A 14,807-nucleotide genomic window follows, 5' to 3' on the forward strand; every position below is an offset into this window, starting at 1 on the left:
ACGACTGCATGGATGCAGGAGGTAGAGCGACGCAGCAAGCCAAAGCCGAGGTCGCTTTGCCGGCGCCCGATAACCGCCCACTGCACTTGCCATCGACCTTCGGCTGCTGTGCCCGACGCGAGCGGGTGCGGTATACTGCCGCGCCTTTTTGGGCGGCTCTGAAGATATCGTCAAGGTGATTTCCAGAGCTGCCCTTCCGCCGTTGCGCCGGGTCGTTGTCCGGCGCTTCCTTGTTGATGTTCCCTGATAGAGGAGCGCCCCAATGACCGTGATCAAGCAGGACGACCTGATTCAGAGCGTCGCCGACGCACTGCAGTTCATCTCCTATTACCACCCCGTCGACTTCATCCAGGCGATGCACGAGGCCTACCTAAAGGAAGAGTCGCCGGCCGCCAAGGACTCCATGGCGCAGATTCTGATCAACTCGCGCATGTGCGCCACCGGTCATCGGCCGATCTGCCAGGACACCGGCATCGTCACCGTATTTATCCGCGTCGGCATGGGCGTACGCTGGACCGGCGCCACCATGAGCGTTGACGACATGATCAACGAAGGCGTGCGCCGCGCTTACAACCTGCCGGAAAACGTCCTGCGTGCTTCGATCCTCGCCGACCCAGCTGGCGCGCGGAAGAACACCAAGGACAACACCCCGGCCGTGATCCACTACTCCATCGTCCCCGGCGACAAGGTGGAAGTGGATGTCGCAGCCAAAGGCGGCGGCTCCGAGAACAAATCGAAGATGGCCATGCTCAACCCGTCCGACTCCATCGTCGACTGGGTACTCAAGACCGTCCCGGAAATGGGCGCCGGCTGGTGCCCACCGGGCATGCTCGGCATCGGCATCGGCGGCACCGCCGAGAAAGCCGCAGTCATGGCCAAGGAAGTGCTGATGGAGCACATCGACATCCATGAGCTGAAAGCCCGCGGCCCGCAGAACAAGATCGAAGAGATGCGTCTGGAGCTGTTCGACAAGGTCAACCAGCTGGGCATCGGCGCCCAGGGCCTGGGCGGCCTGACCACCGTGCTCGACGTGAAGATCATGGACTACCCGACCCACGCCGCATCCTTGCCGGTGTGCATGATCCCCAACTGCGCCGCCACCCGTCACGCCCACTTCGTGCTCGACGGCACTGGCCCGGCCGAACTGGAAGCACCGGACCTGTCCGCCTACCCGGAAATCGTCTGGGAAGCCGGCCCAAGCGCACGTCGTGTCGATCTCGACACCCTGACCCCGGAAGACGTACAGAGCTGGAAACCAGGCGAAACCGTGCTGCTCAACGGCAAGATGCTCACCGGCCGCGACGCAGCGCACAAGCGCATGGTCGACATGCTGAACAAGGGTGAAGAGCTGCCGGTTGATCTCAAAGGCCGCTTTATCTATTACGTTGGCCCGGTCGACCCGGTGCGCGAAGAAGTCGTCGGCCCAGCCGGCCCGACCACCGCCACGCGGATGGACAAGTTCACCCGGCAGATCCTCGAAAGCACTGGCTTGCTGGGCATGATCGGTAAATCCGAGCGCGGCCCGATTGCCATCGAAGCGATCAAGGACAACAAGGCCGTGTACCTGATGGCCGTTGGCGGCGCTGCTTATCTGGTCGCCCAGGCGATCAAGAAGTCGCGCGTGGTGGCCTTCGCCGAACTGGGTATGGAAGCCATCTACGAGTTCGACGTGAAAGACATGCCCGTCACCGTAGCAGTCGACACCAAGGGCGAGTCGGTGCATATCACCGGTCCAGCGATCTGGAACAAGAAGATCCACGACAGCCTGGCGGTCGAGATCAAGTAAGCCCTGCGGCAACCCCAACAAACCCGGCCTCGTGCCGGGTTTGTTGTTTTAGCCGCCTTACCTGCGCCGCAACGCCTGCGCCATGGTCTGATCAACGTGCCGGCGCCACTCGCGGTCGCGCCAGTCGTCGTCATGCCACTCGCGCTCAAGCGCGCTTTGCTGGGTGGCCTGACATTGGCGAAAACCATCGTCCCAGCCTTGCGCATACAGCGGCATGGCCAGGTAGCGAGGAACGTCCTTGCGAAAGCCATCCAAGCCCCCCGCAGTCTGCCGACCACTGCTACAGCCCGCCTCGAAACCATCAATAAACGCCGGTGGATAGCCTTCGGCCTGCATCAGCTCGCGGGTACTTTGGCAGCCACCGAGCAGCAATACGCTGACGATAGCGGCGCTGCGCAGCCACCTGTCAGGGCGAACCCTGCGTGGACAACCTGTTGCGGGGTAAGAGACTGTCATTTCAACCGTTGCGCCCCTCTGCGAACCAAGCTTTAACCATGCACAAGTCCCATGGACTGGTGTTGCACGCCCCACTGCTGAGCGCTGTTTGCAGGCGAGCGATATCAACTTGAGCCAGGTAGCGTTCGGCATCGCCCATACGCTGCTCGCCGCCAAAACCGCCACCACGCATTTCCGCCAGGGCTTGCTGCTTGCTCCAGCCCTGATAGACCACGCGGTACAGCGCGGCGATCAGCCCTGTGCGGTTCTGCCCATGCTTGCAGTGAATCAATACCGGGCCACGGGCCTGAGCCTGGCGGATGTTGCGTAGCGCCTCCAGCACATCGCTGTCGTCGATCCTATCGGTGCGTAAAGGCAGGTGAACCTGGCGTATCTGTGGGTCGTGCAGCCAGGCTGCATCAGTGCGCTGGTAGAAATTGATCACCGTAGCAACCCCCAACGCCTTGATCAGTGGCTGCGCCGCAGCGGTGGGCAGGGCACTGCGGTACAGATCAGGCTGCATGCGATACAGATTCAGGCCTTGGTCTAACGGTTGGGCCCAGGCCTGTGGACGTGCAGTGGAATTAACCCCCGGCCCGGTCTGTACCGCACTCCAGGCCATGCTGATAGGCAATACCAGCAGCGCGACCGCCAGCACCAGCAGCGCCAAGCCCATACGCGCAACCAGCAGTAAGCTACGCATCAGCCGCCCCTCCAAGTAACTCAGCCTCGAGCGGCCTGACGGGCTGCGGCGCGGGCATACGGTAGAGCAGCCCGCGATAACAGAGCAGGCAGATCAGCCAGTCGAACAGTAAGGTCCACAGGTTGTGCGAAAGAAAGTGCGCGCCCTGCATCATCCGTCCGAGGGACAACACCGCGCCCAGCCCCAAGGCCAACACCAGCGCCAGGCGTGCCGCGCGAGGGCGGCGATCACGCAAGGCAAAGAACAGCGCCAGCAGCGAGAAGCCTGATGACGCATGACCACCCGGCCAGCAACGGCCAGGGTTTTCAGTGGGTGCACGGGGGCTCAACAGCGGCGTGAAGGTTTCGCTGCCGCCAAACTCGCTGAGGCTCCAGGGGCAATGCACGGCGGTCAGGCTTTTCAACGGCGTAACGATGCTGGTCGACAGGCCCAGGGCCAGCACCACAAAGCCCAGCGGCCGGCGCCAGGCATGCCAACGCCGGAACAACAGGCTCGAGCCGAAGCCAAGGATGGCCAGCACGCCAAACAGGATCACCGCCTGCTTGGCGCGATCATGCAGGATGTCCTCCAGCCAGAAACTCTGCCGGCCGATAAACCCCTGGCCCGGCTCATAGAACAGGTGCGCCAGGGCGAAATCCAGCCCACTGGGGTCAAACATCAGCAGCAAAGCCATCAGGGCCAGCGGTATGCCCAGCCCGAGGCGGAAATCAAAAAAACGTGAGACCGGCGGTGTGATAACCGTCATAACAAGGCTCCAATAAGGCACCGCCACGCAGTGCCTGGACAGGGTTGGAAATTAACGCTTGCTCACACGCTCATCCCCTGGCGCAGCATCCGGGCGCCAGGCAATCAGCTGTTTCTTGAAGGCATGGCTGGCGCCCTGGTAATAGGCGATATCGCGGCGCAGCAGGGCATCGCCGGTATCGACCGCTGACTCATGGCTCAGGCCCAGGGCATCGTCATGGCGGCGCATGTTCTGGCGTGGGCTGAGAATCGCCAAACTGTCACCGTCGAACAGCCCAAGGTGCTGATAGTTGCCTACCAGCGCGCGACCAGGCGCACGGTCTTCGCGCAGCAGATTGCGGCCGAAGAACGTTGACACATAGTCGATATTGAGCAGGCCCAGCAGCGTCGGCGCGAGGTCGATCTGGCTGGCCACATCCCTGAACTCACCAGGCTGGATATGCGCCGGGGCATAGATGAACAGCGGGATGTGGTAGTTGGCCACCGGCAGGTCTTCCTTACCGGCGCTGCCTGCGGTGTGGTCAGCAACGAAGACAAACAGCGTGTCCTTGAACCAGGGTTTGCTGCGCGCCTGAGCGAGGAACTGGCCAATCGCATGGTCGGTGTACTTCACCGCGCCTTCGCGGCCGTCACCGGAAGGGATATCAACACGCCCTTCGGGATAGGTATAGGGCCGATGGTTGGAGGTGGTCATCAGTTGCAGGAAGAACGGCGTACCGGCGGCATGGTCGGCATCGGCGACTTTCAGGGTCTGGTTATAGATGTCTTCATCGGACATACCCCAGGCGTTCTGAAACTGCATCTCGGCTTCAGGCACGCTGCTCTGATCGACGATGCGGTAACCATTACCGCCAAAAAAGGCATTCATATTGTCGAAATAGCCACGACCGCCGTAGATAAACACGCTGTCATAACCCTGCGCGCTGAACTGCTGGCCCAGGCTCGCGTAACCGGACTCACGGCCGATGCGCTTGACGATGGAGCGCCCAGGGGTCGGCGGCATAGACAGAGTGATGGCCTCCAGGCCACGGTCGGTGCGCGTACCGGTGGCGTAGAAGTTGCTGAACGCCAGGCTCTGCGGGCGTAGCTGATCCAGGTTAGGGGTCAGGCCACGGTTATCGCCGAAACTGCCCAAGTACTTGGCGCTCAGGCTCTCGATGGTCACCAGCACCACATTCAAACGTTTGGGCTGGCCGGGGTTGTCAATGCGCCGGCGAATATCCAGCGGGTCGCTGCCAATAAACTGCGCATTCGGCTCACTGAGCTCCTGGCGCAGCAGGCTGGCCACCTCGGCGTCAGGCAAGGTGGCGAAGAACTGCCGGTAGTCCAGCTCGTTATTGCGAAAGGCGGCAAAGAACTGAAACGGGCCATTGCTCGCCAGCTCACGCTGGTAGGCGTTGCCATCCGTGCCACGCGGTGCATCCTGGCCCACCAGGGCACTGCTCAAACCGGCCAGCAGCAATACCCCCGGCACACTCAGCAGTGCCACTGCCGGCCGCAAGCGTGGTGCATCAAGTGCCGCCAGCAGCGCTTTGCGCAACAGCGCAGTGCTGACAATGGCGACTATCGCCAACCCTGCCAGCAACGGGTAGATCGGGTAGGACTCCAGAATGTTGTCGATGACTTCTTTGGAGTACACCAGATAATCCACGGCGATAAAGTTGAAGCGCACGCCGAATTCATCCCAGAACAGCCACTCGGCCACGGCCGTGAACAGCATGACAAACAGGCTGACTGCAACCACGCCAAGCAACAGCTGCTTATGCCAGTGCTGTTGCCAGAGGCGGCGCGGACACAACAACAGATACACCGCCATGGGCAGCAGGGCGTAGAGCAGAAAACTCAGGTCATACACCAGGCCCACCCCATACACGCCAAGCAGTTGCAGTGCACTGACATTGGCATCACCCAGGTGGCTGAGCAGCAGCACGCTGCGGGTCAGAAAAAACACCGCCAGCCAGCTCAGGGCGATGATCGACAGGTAACGAAGTTGCGCGTAATGGAGCTGAGGCATCGTATGATCCTGCTTGGATGAACGTGCCACAGTGTGCGATTGCATCTGTGAGGCGCTTGTCAACGCGATGTGAAAAAAACGTCAAATCCAGAGGAAAGATCAGCCCATGCGTATTCTGGTCATCGAAGACAACCGCGACATCCTGGCCAATGTGCTCGACTACCTGCAGCTCAAGGGCTTTACCGTCGATTGCGCCCAGGATGGCTTGAGCGGTCTGCACCTGGCCAGCAGCGGCCATTACGACCTGATCGTGCTGGACATCATGCTGCCGGGCATTGACGGCTATCAGGTCTGTAGACGCCTACGCGAGGATGGCCGCAATGAGGTGCCGATACTCATGCTGACCGCCCGCGATGCTCTGGATGATCGCCTGCAAGGCCTGCAGGTCGGCGCCGACGATTACCTGATCAAACCCTTTGCCCTCTCCGAACTGGTCGCGCGTATCCAGGCCATCCTGCGGCGCAGTCAGGGCAGCCGTACGCGCCAGCTACACGTAGCCGACCTGCGCTATGACCTCGACACCCTAGATGTCAGCCGCGCCGGCCAAGCGCTCAAGCTCAACCCCATCGGCCTCAAGCTGTTGGCCGTTTTGATGCAGAAGAGCCCTGCCGTGGTGCGCCGTGAAGCCCTGGAGGAGGCGCTGTGGGGCGATGACTGCCCCGACAGCGACAGCCTGCGCAGCCATATCCACCAGCTACGCCAGGTGCTGGACAAACCCTTCGCCACACCGCTGCTGCATACCCTGCATGGTGTCGGCTATCGCCTCGCGGAGCCTGCCAATGCCGACTAAACAGCCCTTCGCCCGACGCATCCTGATCGCCTTCGTGCTGATGACCGTTCTGGTCAGCGGAGTGTTTTCCCTGAGCATCGTGGCGGTGGTACACCTGATAGAAGAACACCTGGTTTCCGAGGAGCTCAAGCGCGAACTCAGCACCGTGCTGCACGAAGACCTCAAACATGGCGTCAGCCCACGCCTGGACGCCAGTACGCGGTTCTTTGCCTCCAACCTGGCGCAATACGCCATACCTCAGCAGTTCGCCGGTCTGGACGAAGGCTTCAACGAAGTGGTGGAGGGTGACCAGGCGTTCTATGTCTACGTGCAGGAGGTCAACAACCAGACCTACCTGCTGGTGCAGGAGCAACATGAATTCGAGGCCCGCGAACAGGCGCTGTTCAATGTGGTGCTGGCCGGTTTTCTGCTGACCGTGGTGGTCGCCTGGGCGCTGGGGCTGGTGATGGCGCGCAAGGTCATGGCCCCGCTTAGCCGGCTGGCCCACCAGGTACGCCACCGTGACCAGCTGCATGCCCTGGCCCCGCCGCTGGCACCGGACTACCCCGACGACGAGGTCGGCCAACTGGCGGCCGCCTTCGACAGCACCCTGGGCCAGGTGCGTCAGTCATTGGAGCGCGAGCGCATGTTTACCAGTGACGTCAGCCATGAGCTGCGCACCCCGCTGATGGTCATCGCCAGCTCCTGTGAGCTGCTGGCCGAAACCTGCCTGGAGCCTCGACAGCGCGAGCAGATTGCCCGCATCGGCAGAGCCAGCGAGGAGATGCGCGAACTGGTGCAAACCTTCCTGCAATTGGCCCGTGGCAGCGCCAATCAGAGCGCGCCGGTGGCGCAATACAGCCTGGCCTGTGCCGCAACCGAACAGGCCGAGCGCTGGGGCGCGATGATCAGAGACAAAGGCCTCGACTTCCAGTACATCGAGGCAGCAGCCGACAATGGCCTCTACAACCCGACCTTTCTCAGTAGCGTACTGGCCAACCTGTTGCGCAATGCGCTGCACTACACCGAGCACGGCTTTGTACGCCTGATACTGGAGAAAGACGGCTTTCGCGTTGAGGACAGCGGTACAGGCATTCCGGTGGAACAGCACGAGCAGATTTTTCAGCCCTTTGTACGCGGCACCCAGGCCCGCGGTGAAGGGCTGGGGCTGGGGCTGTCGCTGGTCAAACGTATTTGTGCCAAACAGGGCTGGCACATCTCGGTACACAACCCACCGGCTGGCGGCACCTGTTTTACGGTGAAGTTTAACCAGCCCACTGACGAAATTTTCACATCCGTTTGACGCGCAGTTGATGTCCAGCCCTCTAGTGTGGTGAGCGTACCCTCTCAACCGGACGCTCTACCATGCCCCTACTCCCCATCTTCGTTTCTTGCCCCTGCCCGGCCTGCTGCCAACAACGCCATGCACAGCCCACACAGCGAGTGCAGCCAGCATGAACGGCAAACCAATAAATGAGACAACCGACGCCCTCTCGTTTAAAGGTCGCCGCGGGCTGCGGCGCATTCTCGACGCCGGCGGTTATTCGCTAATGGGCTTACAGGCGGCCTATCGCGGCGAGGCGGCGTTCCGCCAGTTGCTGCTACTCAATGTCGTGCTGCTTCCGCTGGCATGCCTGGTCGACGTCACACGCAGTGAGCGCCTGCTACTCATGCTCGTACCGCTGCTATCACTGATCGTCGAGCTGCTTAACTCTGCCATCGAAGCCACCGTAGACCGCATCTCCCTCAGCCTCCACCCACTGTCCAAACAAGCCAAGGACATGGGCAGCGCAGCGCAGTTTATTGCCCTGCTGCTGATCGGCCTGACCTGGGGGCTGATCCTTTTATAAGCGACAACAACCAGACACGAGTGTGGCCAACCAGGCATCGTCAGCCCGCGCAAGTGAACTCCCCACGCCCGCCGGGTGTCAGTGTGCTGTCGGCCCTGCGGGCGGATTGCATGGCCATTTGCCCAGCGGGCAGCTGCATCCCGACCGCCTAACTACTCACGGCCATGCGCCTGGCCGGCATTTATCGCACCCGCCTGAGGGTTTCGTTTAATCGCCATGTGAAGATTGCCCCATGCCCCTATTCCGCCATCGCCCCGCCACCTTTACCACTCTACACAACCTGGCGTTCGCGGCCTGCCTGCTGGCAAGCGCTAGCACCCAAGCCGAAGACAATGCCAGCAACAACCGCTGGGTCAGCGACAGCCTGAATACTTATGTACGCAGTGGCCCAACCGAGGGCTACCGCATCGTCGGCACCCTGGTCTCCGGGCAGAAAGTCACCCTGCTGCAAACCTCCGGCGATTACAGCCAGGTGCGTGGCGACAACGGCAGTGCGGTATGGATTGCCAACCGCGACCTGCAGGACGTTCCCGGCCAGGCCGAGCATCTGCCGCAGCTGGAACAAAAAGTGGCGGATCTGAGCGCCGAGCTAGACGGCATCAACGACACCTGGAAAGCCCGCGTGCAAGGCATGCAGGAAACCCTCGATTCGCGCAAAACCCTGATCGACGAACTGCAAACCGCCCGCTCAACCCTGGACATAGAGTTAAGCCGGGCCAATTCCGAGCTACGCGAGCTGCAAGCGCAATTGGGCGAAGAAAACCAGCACGTGCTGATGCGCTATATGGCCTACGGCGGCGGCATTGCCGGTGGCGGACTGCTTGCTGGGTTAATTCTGCCGACCATGCTGCGGGTAAGGCGGAAGAGGAATGATCAGTGGGTTTGAAGCGTTGAATTCCGCCTGCCCTGGCAGGCGGGCGATCTAATTGTGATCGTCTAAATTAAGGCTGAATCGGCAGACCAATACACTTCTCGAAAACTTGCTCCATGAGCCCGAGGTTGCAGTTGTAAGCAGCAATATTCGCGCAAATCCACTCGTCTTCCTCGATTCCCCACCAACTGATTTCAAACCCAGCGTTCATGATGAGGTGCTCAAAAAGAATCCGCTGCGTGCGGCCATTGCCTTCACGGAAGGGGTGTACCACGTTGAGATCGGAGTAAGCCTCTGCGACTGCACTATCAGATCCGCCCTTTCCCTTCAAACCAATTTGCCGCCTCCATGACCTTGAAGATCTTCTCGGCCTCCCTCTCCATGTATTCCGGCTGGCAAAAGCGTGTGTTTTGCTTCGATATTCCAACTGTCCGCAGTTCCCCAGCCCACTCATATAAATCCGAGAACAGGGTGCGATGAATACTCTGGAGATAAGCCAAGTTGTATGGGGGAAGACTGAAATCGACGTTATCTGCCGCAATGGCAGAAAGCTGACGCTCAACTTCGCTCAGGGTTACATCGTCATGGATATCGAGTTTGTTACGGAGGACAGTAGAACCCGGATAACAGTAGGAGTCTTGGCCGACTCCATATTTGTCAGACATTACGCACTGGGCTTAATAAAAGCTTTCAAGATTTCTTCACGGGAAGGCAGCTTGCGTTCACTGTCTGAGAGGGTCGTTTTGAAGCCTTCTAGACGCAGGCTGGCCAAATAGTTTGATTTGCGCGTCCTGGCCGCATAGGCCTTCTTGGCCTCAAGGCTGATGGTACTCATTGGGTTGAACCTCACATTGCGTTAGCCAGTGGAGTGTAGCTGATCTCCTTAAAGTGGCCTATTCCCCATCCTATTCAGTGACGGCATTGCTCGAAAGCAGCGACCTCGCCTCAATCATCCCGCGTCAGCACTTCCAGCAGCTCAATCTCGAAGATCAGGTTGGAGTGCGGTTTGATATGCGCACCGAACTGGCGTTCGCCATAGCCCAGGTGTGACGGCACAAAGAGTTTGCGCTTGCCGCCGACTTTCATGCCCATCAGGCCCTGGTCCCAGCCCTTGATCACGCGACCGGTGCCGATCACGCACTGGAAGGCTTTGCCGCGAGCATAGGAGGAGTCGAACGTGCTGCCATCTTCGAGGAATCCGTGGTACTGGGTGGTGATCAGCGCACCTTTGACCACTTCCTTGCCGTCACCCAGTTGAATATCTTCGATCACCAATTCGTTGCTCATTACTCACCTCGTCATAGTCGCCAAGCCTACTTGCGGCCGGGCTTGCAGGAAAGTCACTCAGTTGCTGGTTCGAGTACCGCCAACAACTCAGATAGCCGCGCATCCAGTTGCGCCAACTCCGCTGCAGCAATCGGGGCCAGAATCCTCGCCTCGTTGTGCACATGCGCGGTTACCGCGCGATCAATCAGCTCCAGCCCCACCGGCGTTAACTGCACCAGCATGCTGCGCGCATCGCTGGGATTGGCCAAACGGCTGACCCAACCTGATGCCTCGAGCTGCTGCAACTGTCGGGTCATGGTGCCCGAGGTAATCATCAGGGTTGAGAACAGGGTAGTCGGAGCCAGGCAGAAGGGCTCGCCAGCACGCCGCAAGGTGGCCAGCACATCAAACTCCCAGGCGGTCATACCGAATATATTGAACACCTTATCCAGCTCACGTCGCAGTAACGCCGAGCAGCGCCCAAGCCGGCCGATCACCCCCATTGGGCTGACATCCAGATCGGGCCGTTCACGGTGCCACTGCTGAAGAATTGCATCGACCGCATCCATCTGTCGCTGGACTGCCATTGGCTTACCCCTGGAAATTTATCTTGAACTCAAGATAAGTTGCTATTAGCCTCGCATTTTATCTTGAATGCGAGACAAATGCATGGATAGCTCAGCATCGCGTAGCACCTGGCTGGATGTGTTGATCACCGCCATGGCGCCGGCCATATGGGGCTCGACCTATATTGTGACCACTGAAATTCTGCCACCGGATCGGCCATTTACCGCCGCACTGTTACGCGCCCTGCCCGCCGGGTTGCTCCTGGTGCTGTACAGCCGCTGCCTGCCTAAACGTAACGAGTGGCCGCGCTTGCTGGTTCTAGCCGCGCTGAATATTGGTTTCTTCCAGGCGCTGCTGTTTGTCGCCGCGTACCGCTTGCCGGGCGGCTTGGCTGCGGTGGTCGGGGCGATTCAGCCGTTGCTGGTGATGGGGCTGTTGTGGTCGATGGATCAGCAGCGCCCGGCGTCTGTGGCAGTCGCCGCCAGCGTAGTGGGTATCGCCGGAATGGCTGCCCTGCTGCTGGCGCCCGACGCCAGCTGGGACGCGATAGGGATTGCCGCCGCTTTTGTCGGCACCGCCTGTATGGCCAGCGGCACTTACCTGACGCGACGCTGGCGGCCGACTGTGCCGTTGCTGGCCTTTACTGGCTGGCAGTTGCTGATTGGCGGGCTGTTCCTGCTGCCGGTGGCCTGGCTGATCGACCCACCGCTGCCGCAACTTAGCCCGTTACAGTGGCTGGGTTATACCTACCTGTCGCTGTTCGGCGCGCTGTTGGCCTATGTGCTGTGGTTTCGCGGCATCGCTCGCTTGGCGCCGGTGGCGGTGTCTTCCCTGGGCTTGCTTAGCCCGCTGGTGGCGGTGCTGCTGGGCTGGGCATTGCTCGGGCAGAGCATCACCGGCGTAGCGCTGCTGGGCTTGATTGCGGTGCTGGGCAGCATCCTGGCGGTGCAATGGGCCGCAGCGGCGAAACCGGCAGTTGCCGCGCCCCATGTTAAAGTCGCGCCCTGATACGGCCAAGACGACAACTAGCGACCATGCAAACCCCGGCATTTACTGGCGAACTGGAAGACTGGAACACCCTGAACAGCAGCATCGGCTTCCCCGAGCTGTTGATAGGCAACGGCGCGAGCCTCGCGGTATGGCGTAAGTTCGCTTACTTCTCGCTGTTTGACGAGGCGCAGACCACCCGTAATCGCCCGCTCAGCCCAACCGAGCTGAGTGTGTTCCGCGCGCTGGATACCAGCAACTTCGAGCAGGTGCTCAGTGCCCTGAAAAACAGCATTCGGGTTAATGCCGCCCTGACCATCAACTCCTCGTCACCGCGCCATCGCTACTTCGCCATCAAGGAAGCGCTGATCCACGCCGTACGCGCGGTGCACATTCCCTGGAGCCAAATGCAGGCCGCCAGCCTGGCGCGGATCAACAGCGCGCTTAGCCAGTACCAGACGGTGTATTCCGGCAATTACGACCTGCTCAACTACTGGGCGGTGATGCAGGCCCCAGAGGCGTTTGAGGATATGTTCAGGGGTGCGGATTCAACCTTCGCCCCCGGCGACTGCCAGCGCCAGGGCAATGCCACGCGCATGCTCTACCTGCACGGCGGTATGCACCTGGTGAAGAACATCGACGGCAGCACGCGCATTCTCAATTCGTCGGAAAGCACCCTGCTGGCCAGTTTCGCCATCAACCAGCTGGGCGATATTCCGCTGTTCGTCAACGAAGGCAGCAGCGCGGACAAGCTCAAGGCCATCCGCAGTTCCGACTACCTGTCATTCTGCTACAGCCAGCTGGCACAGCCCAAGGACAAGCTGTGCATCTTTGGCCACAGCCTGGCCGCGCAGGACCAGCACCTGATCCTGGCCTTACAGCAAGCCGAACTGAAGACCCTGGCGATCTCGATCTACCCGCACAACCCGCTGTTTATCACGCAGCAGAAGCAGCACTACGCCAGCCTGTTCGCCGAGCTGAATGTCGAGCTGCGTTTCTTCGATGCGCTAAGCCATCCGCTGGGTGACCCGGCACTGCGCATCTCAGCTACAGCTTAAGACTGGATCGCGCGCACCAAGGCGAGCTCAGCCGGCGCACGGCGCTGGCTGAGATAGCGGGTACAACTGACGCGCAGAAAAGACGCGAAGTTCACCACCTCGCCACGGTAGTCCATGACCTCGTCATACAGCTTGGTAATCAGCTGATTGGTGGTCATGCCATCGACTTCGGCGATCTCGCGCAGGATGTCCCAGAACTGGTTTTCCAGGCGCAGGGTGGTGACCACGCCACGGATGCGCAGCGAGCGGGCGCGCGACTCGTAGAGAATCGGATCGGCTTTGACATACAGCTCGCACATGGCGGCTCCTCGACGACAGAGGCCTGCAAGCAGGCCCTCATACATGCGTAGCCCGGATGCAATCCGGGACCCTCACTGCAGGCGCTCCCCGGATTTCATCCGGGCTAAGGGCTTACCCAGATATTTATAGCGTGATCTGCGTACCCAGCAGGCCGAGGAACGCCGCCAGCCAGTTGGGGTGCGCCGGCCAGGCCGGGGCGGTGACCAGATTGCCTTGCACATGGGCCTGGTCCACGGCGATATCGATATAGCGCCCGCCTGCCAGGGTTACTTCCGGGCCGCAGGCCGGATAGGCGCTGCACTCACGACCTTTAAGCACGCCCGCAGCAGCGAGCAATTGCGCGCCATGACAGACCGCCGCAATCGGCTTGCCAGCTTTGTCGAAGGCCTGCACCAGCGCCAGCACCTGAGCGTTGAGGCGCAGGTACTCCGGCGCACGACCACCTGGAATTACCAAGGCGTCGTAGGCGTCGGCCTTGACCTGGGCAAAGTCGAAATTCAGGGCAAAGTTATGCCCCGGCTTTTCGCTGTAAGTCTGCTCGCCTTCAAAATCGTGGATGGCAGTGCGTACGCTTTGCCCGGCGGTCTTGTCTGGGCACACAGCATGCACCTGATGACCGACCATCAGCAGCGCCTGAAACGGCACCATCACTTCGTAGTCTTCGACGTAGTCGCCGACCAGCATGAGAATCTTTTTCGCGGCCATGTGCTTGCTCCCTTTATTGATTGAGAAGCACAGAGTGTTATCCCGATCCGCCCGGTGCGGGTAATAACCCGGTACTACAGGGCAAACGATGGATAGACGGTCAGCGGAAAAATGGGCAAAGCGAGTAGGTTGGGTCGGGCGGCGTTCCGCTGAGGAGCAAAGCGACGAAGCCCAACTAGGCATGCCTCTGCTCGTTGGGCTTCGCTGCGCTCAACACCAACCTACCTGCGCGCGTCACGCATACCAAAGCGGTACGGAAAGGCTGAATTATTCCAGCACCTCCTCATCACGCAGCAGCACATAGGTGCAGCCGCTGTCATCTTCCAGGTAGTCGTGCACGTAAAACATCACCACTTCGCCAAGACCGGGCTGGGCCGCCACGTAGTCACCGATATCCACAGTGAAATGGCTCGTGGAGCCTGGCTTGGCCTCGCACTCGATGCGCGCATTGACGAACAGCTCAGGCGCGCTGTCGCCGAAGTAATCTTCACGTTCTGCCGCATCCCAGTCAGCAGGCGCCTCAAACGGGCCGCAGAACAGCACCTTGGCATCACCCAGATCCACTTCCTCGGCTTCCGGGTCCTGATCATCCGCGCGGTATACCGTGCAGTCCTGCGCTTCAGGGTTTTCCAGGATGGCCAGACGGGCCGCCAGTTGTTGCTCAGTATCCATAGGGGGCATAACTATCTCCGAGCGTTTGGCGTTTAAGGTCAGGGCAAACCAAGCCTGTAGTCACTCCACAGGCAGGCTTT

The 14,807-nt window shown here is 60.5% G+C and carries 17 protein-coding genes and 1 pseudogene; 7 read left to right on the forward strand and 11 right to left on the reverse strand.

Annotated elements, in window-relative coordinates:
• The first annotated feature begins 262 nt into the window (after positions 1 to 262).
• Positions 263 to 1,786: a fumarate hydratase gene (locus Q8M42_RS17735; RefSeq protein WP_305285069.1), complete on the forward strand. Its 1,524-nt coding sequence runs from the start codon at positions 263 to 265 to the stop codon at positions 1,784 to 1,786.
• A 57-nt stretch (positions 1,787 to 1,843) separates the two neighbouring features.
• Here Q8M42_RS17735 and Q8M42_RS17740 read toward each other — a convergent pair whose 3' ends face one another.
• The 4 genes from Q8M42_RS17740 to Q8M42_RS17755 all read right to left on the reverse strand — a co-directional run bounded on the left by Q8M42_RS17740 (position 1,844) and on the right by Q8M42_RS17755 (position 5,682).
• On the reverse strand, positions 1,844 to 2,122 hold the full coding sequence (locus tag Q8M42_RS17740) for a hypothetical protein (protein WP_304871095.1): 279 nt from the start codon (positions 2,120 to 2,122) through the stop codon (positions 1,844 to 1,846).
• A gap of 121 nt (positions 2,123 to 2,243) precedes the next feature.
• Positions 2,244 to 2,924: a dual specificity protein phosphatase family protein gene (locus tag Q8M42_RS17745; RefSeq protein ID WP_304871016.1), complete on the reverse strand. Its 681-nt coding sequence runs from the start codon at positions 2,922 to 2,924 to the stop codon at positions 2,244 to 2,246.
• On the reverse strand, positions 2,917 to 3,669 hold the full coding sequence (locus tag Q8M42_RS17750) for a phosphatase PAP2 family protein (protein ID WP_304871017.1): 753 nt from the start codon (positions 3,667 to 3,669) through the stop codon (positions 2,917 to 2,919). Before Q8M42_RS17750 ends, Q8M42_RS17745 begins: the two co-directional genes overlap by 8 nt.
• Positions 3,670 to 3,720: 51 nt before the next feature.
• Positions 3,721 to 5,682, reverse strand: a complete 1,962-nt coding sequence (locus Q8M42_RS17755; protein WP_304871018.1) for an LTA synthase family protein — start codon at positions 5,680 to 5,682, stop codon at positions 3,721 to 3,723.
• 106 nt (positions 5,683 to 5,788) lie between these two features.
• On the opposite strand from Q8M42_RS17755, the gene Q8M42_RS17760 reads away from it, so the two are divergent.
• The 4 genes from Q8M42_RS17760 to Q8M42_RS17775 all read left to right on the forward strand — a co-directional run bounded on the left by Q8M42_RS17760 (position 5,789) and on the right by Q8M42_RS17775 (position 9,187).
• Positions 5,789 to 6,472, forward strand: a complete 684-nt coding sequence (locus tag Q8M42_RS17760; RefSeq protein ID WP_304871019.1) for a response regulator transcription factor — start codon at positions 5,789 to 5,791, stop codon at positions 6,470 to 6,472.
• Entirely contained in the window at positions 6,462 to 7,754 is a 1,293-nt protein-coding gene (locus tag Q8M42_RS17765) for a HAMP domain-containing sensor histidine kinase (protein ID WP_304871020.1), read from the forward strand. The genes Q8M42_RS17760 and Q8M42_RS17765 overlap by 11 nt, the downstream gene beginning before the upstream one ends.
• A gap of 151 nt (positions 7,755 to 7,905) precedes the next feature.
• Complete coding sequence (locus Q8M42_RS17770; protein WP_304871022.1) at positions 7,906 to 8,301, forward strand: diacylglycerol kinase; 396 nt, start codon at positions 7,906 to 7,908, stop codon at positions 8,299 to 8,301.
• Between the two features lie 232 nt (positions 8,302 to 8,533).
• Complete coding sequence (locus Q8M42_RS17775; RefSeq protein ID WP_370692763.1) at positions 8,534 to 9,187, forward strand: TIGR04211 family SH3 domain-containing protein; 654 nt, start codon at positions 8,534 to 8,536, stop codon at positions 9,185 to 9,187.
• 55 nt (positions 9,188 to 9,242) lie between these two features.
• Here the strand turns inward: Q8M42_RS17775 and Q8M42_RS17780 are convergent.
• From Q8M42_RS17780 to Q8M42_RS17795, 4 genes and pseudogenes are all read right to left on the reverse strand, one after another.
• Positions 9,243 to 9,837: pseudogene (locus Q8M42_RS17780) on the reverse strand (Fic/DOC family protein).
• Entirely contained in the window at positions 9,837 to 10,007 is a 171-nt protein-coding gene (locus tag Q8M42_RS17785) for a YhfG family protein (RefSeq protein WP_304871024.1), read from the reverse strand. Before Q8M42_RS17785 ends, Q8M42_RS17780 begins: the two are co-directional and overlap by 1 nt.
• A 110-nt stretch (positions 10,008 to 10,117) precedes the next feature.
• The gene (locus tag Q8M42_RS17790; protein ID WP_304871026.1) at positions 10,118 to 10,459 is read right to left on the reverse strand and encodes an FKBP-type peptidyl-prolyl cis-trans isomerase; all 342 of its coding nucleotides are present in this window, start codon (positions 10,457 to 10,459) and stop codon (positions 10,118 to 10,120) included.
• A 53-nt stretch (positions 10,460 to 10,512) separates the two neighbouring features.
• Positions 10,513 to 11,025 (reverse strand): MarR family winged helix-turn-helix transcriptional regulator, encoded by a 513-nt coding sequence (locus Q8M42_RS17795; RefSeq protein ID WP_304871028.1) that lies wholly within the window; start codon positions 11,023 to 11,025, stop codon positions 10,513 to 10,515.
• Between the two features lie 82 nt (positions 11,026 to 11,107).
• Here Q8M42_RS17795 and Q8M42_RS17800 point away from each other — a divergent pair, with 82 nt between their 5' ends.
• Both Q8M42_RS17800 and Q8M42_RS17805 read left to right on the forward strand, forming a co-directional pair.
• Positions 11,108 to 12,013, forward strand: coding sequence for a DMT family transporter (locus Q8M42_RS17800; protein WP_304871030.1), 906 nt, complete (start codon positions 11,108 to 11,110; stop codon positions 12,011 to 12,013).
• 26 nt (positions 12,014 to 12,039) lie between these two features.
• Complete coding sequence (locus tag Q8M42_RS17805; RefSeq protein ID WP_304871032.1) at positions 12,040 to 13,050, forward strand: DUF4917 family protein; 1,011 nt, start codon at positions 12,040 to 12,042, stop codon at positions 13,048 to 13,050.
• Here Q8M42_RS17805 and Q8M42_RS17810 read toward each other — a convergent pair.
• The 3 genes from Q8M42_RS17810 to Q8M42_RS17820 all read right to left on the reverse strand — a co-directional run bounded on the left by Q8M42_RS17810 (position 13,047) and on the right by Q8M42_RS17820 (position 14,736).
• Positions 13,047 to 13,349, reverse strand: a complete 303-nt coding sequence (locus Q8M42_RS17810; protein WP_304871034.1) for a ribbon-helix-helix domain-containing protein — start codon at positions 13,347 to 13,349, stop codon at positions 13,047 to 13,049. The two genes, Q8M42_RS17805 and Q8M42_RS17810, sit on opposite strands and share 4 nt — an antisense overlap.
• Before the next feature lie 124 nt (positions 13,350 to 13,473).
• Positions 13,474 to 14,055, reverse strand: a complete 582-nt coding sequence (locus Q8M42_RS17815) for a DJ-1/PfpI family protein (protein ID WP_304871036.1) — start codon at positions 14,053 to 14,055, stop codon at positions 13,474 to 13,476.
• Between the two features lie 267 nt (positions 14,056 to 14,322).
• Positions 14,323 to 14,736, reverse strand: coding sequence for a hypothetical protein (locus Q8M42_RS17820; protein ID WP_304871038.1), 414 nt, complete (start codon positions 14,734 to 14,736; stop codon positions 14,323 to 14,325).
• Positions 14,737 to 14,807: the final 71 nt, after the last annotated feature.

It is taken from the genome of Pseudomonas sp., assembly GCF_030684895.1.
GTDB lineage: Bacteria > Pseudomonadota > Gammaproteobacteria > Pseudomonadales > Pseudomonadaceae > Aquipseudomonas.

What these genes read in the sequence shown, in the direction of transcription:
- Q8M42_RS17755 (WP_304871018.1), bottom strand. Translation starts at nt 5,682, where the DNA reads ATGCCTCAGCTCCATTACGCGCAACTTCGTTACCTGTCGATCATCGCC.
- Q8M42_RS17770 (WP_304871022.1), top strand. Translation starts at nt 7,906, where the DNA reads ATGAACGGCAAACCAATAAATGAGACAACCGACGCCCTCTCGTTTAAA.
- Q8M42_RS17760 (WP_304871019.1), top strand. Translation starts at nt 5,789, where the DNA reads ATGCGTATTCTGGTCATCGAAGACAACCGCGACATCCTGGCCAATGTG.
- Q8M42_RS17795 (WP_304871028.1), bottom strand. Translation starts at nt 11,025, where the DNA reads ATGGCAGTCCAGCGACAGATGGATGCGGTCGATGCAATTCTTCAGCAG.
- Q8M42_RS17810 (WP_304871034.1), bottom strand. Translation starts at nt 13,349, where the DNA reads ATGTGCGAGCTGTATGTCAAAGCCGATCCGATTCTCTACGAGTCGCGC.
- Q8M42_RS17790 (WP_304871026.1), bottom strand. Translation starts at nt 10,459, where the DNA reads ATGAGCAACGAATTGGTGATCGAAGATATTCAACTGGGTGACGGCAAG.
- Q8M42_RS17820 (WP_304871038.1), bottom strand. Translation starts at nt 14,736, where the DNA reads ATGCCCCCTATGGATACTGAGCAACAACTGGCGGCCCGTCTGGCCATC.
- Q8M42_RS17815 (WP_304871036.1), bottom strand. Translation starts at nt 14,055, where the DNA reads ATGGCCGCGAAAAAGATTCTCATGCTGGTCGGCGACTACGTCGAAGAC.
- Q8M42_RS17805 (WP_304871032.1), top strand. Translation starts at nt 12,040, where the DNA reads ATGCAAACCCCGGCATTTACTGGCGAACTGGAAGACTGGAACACCCTG.
- Q8M42_RS17800 (WP_304871030.1), top strand. Translation starts at nt 11,108, where the DNA reads ATGGATAGCTCAGCATCGCGTAGCACCTGGCTGGATGTGTTGATCACC.
- Q8M42_RS17785 (WP_304871024.1), bottom strand. Translation starts at nt 10,007, where the DNA reads ATGAGTACCATCAGCCTTGAGGCCAAGAAGGCCTATGCGGCCAGGACG.
- Q8M42_RS17750 (WP_304871017.1), bottom strand. Translation starts at nt 3,669, where the DNA reads ATGACGGTTATCACACCGCCGGTCTCACGTTTTTTTGATTTCCGCCTC.
- Q8M42_RS17775 (WP_370692763.1), top strand. Translation starts at nt 8,534, where the DNA reads ATGCCCCTATTCCGCCATCGCCCCGCCACCTTTACCACTCTACACAAC.
- Q8M42_RS17740 (WP_304871095.1), bottom strand. Translation starts at nt 2,122, where the DNA reads ATGCAGGCCGAAGGCTATCCACCGGCGTTTATTGATGGTTTCGAGGCG.
- Q8M42_RS17735 (WP_305285069.1), top strand. Translation starts at nt 263, where the DNA reads ATGACCGTGATCAAGCAGGACGACCTGATTCAGAGCGTCGCCGACGCA.
- Q8M42_RS17765 (WP_304871020.1), top strand. Translation starts at nt 6,462, where the DNA reads ATGCCGACTAAACAGCCCTTCGCCCGACGCATCCTGATCGCCTTCGTG.
- Q8M42_RS17745 (WP_304871016.1), bottom strand. Translation starts at nt 2,924, where the DNA reads ATGCGTAGCTTACTGCTGGTTGCGCGTATGGGCTTGGCGCTGCTGGTG.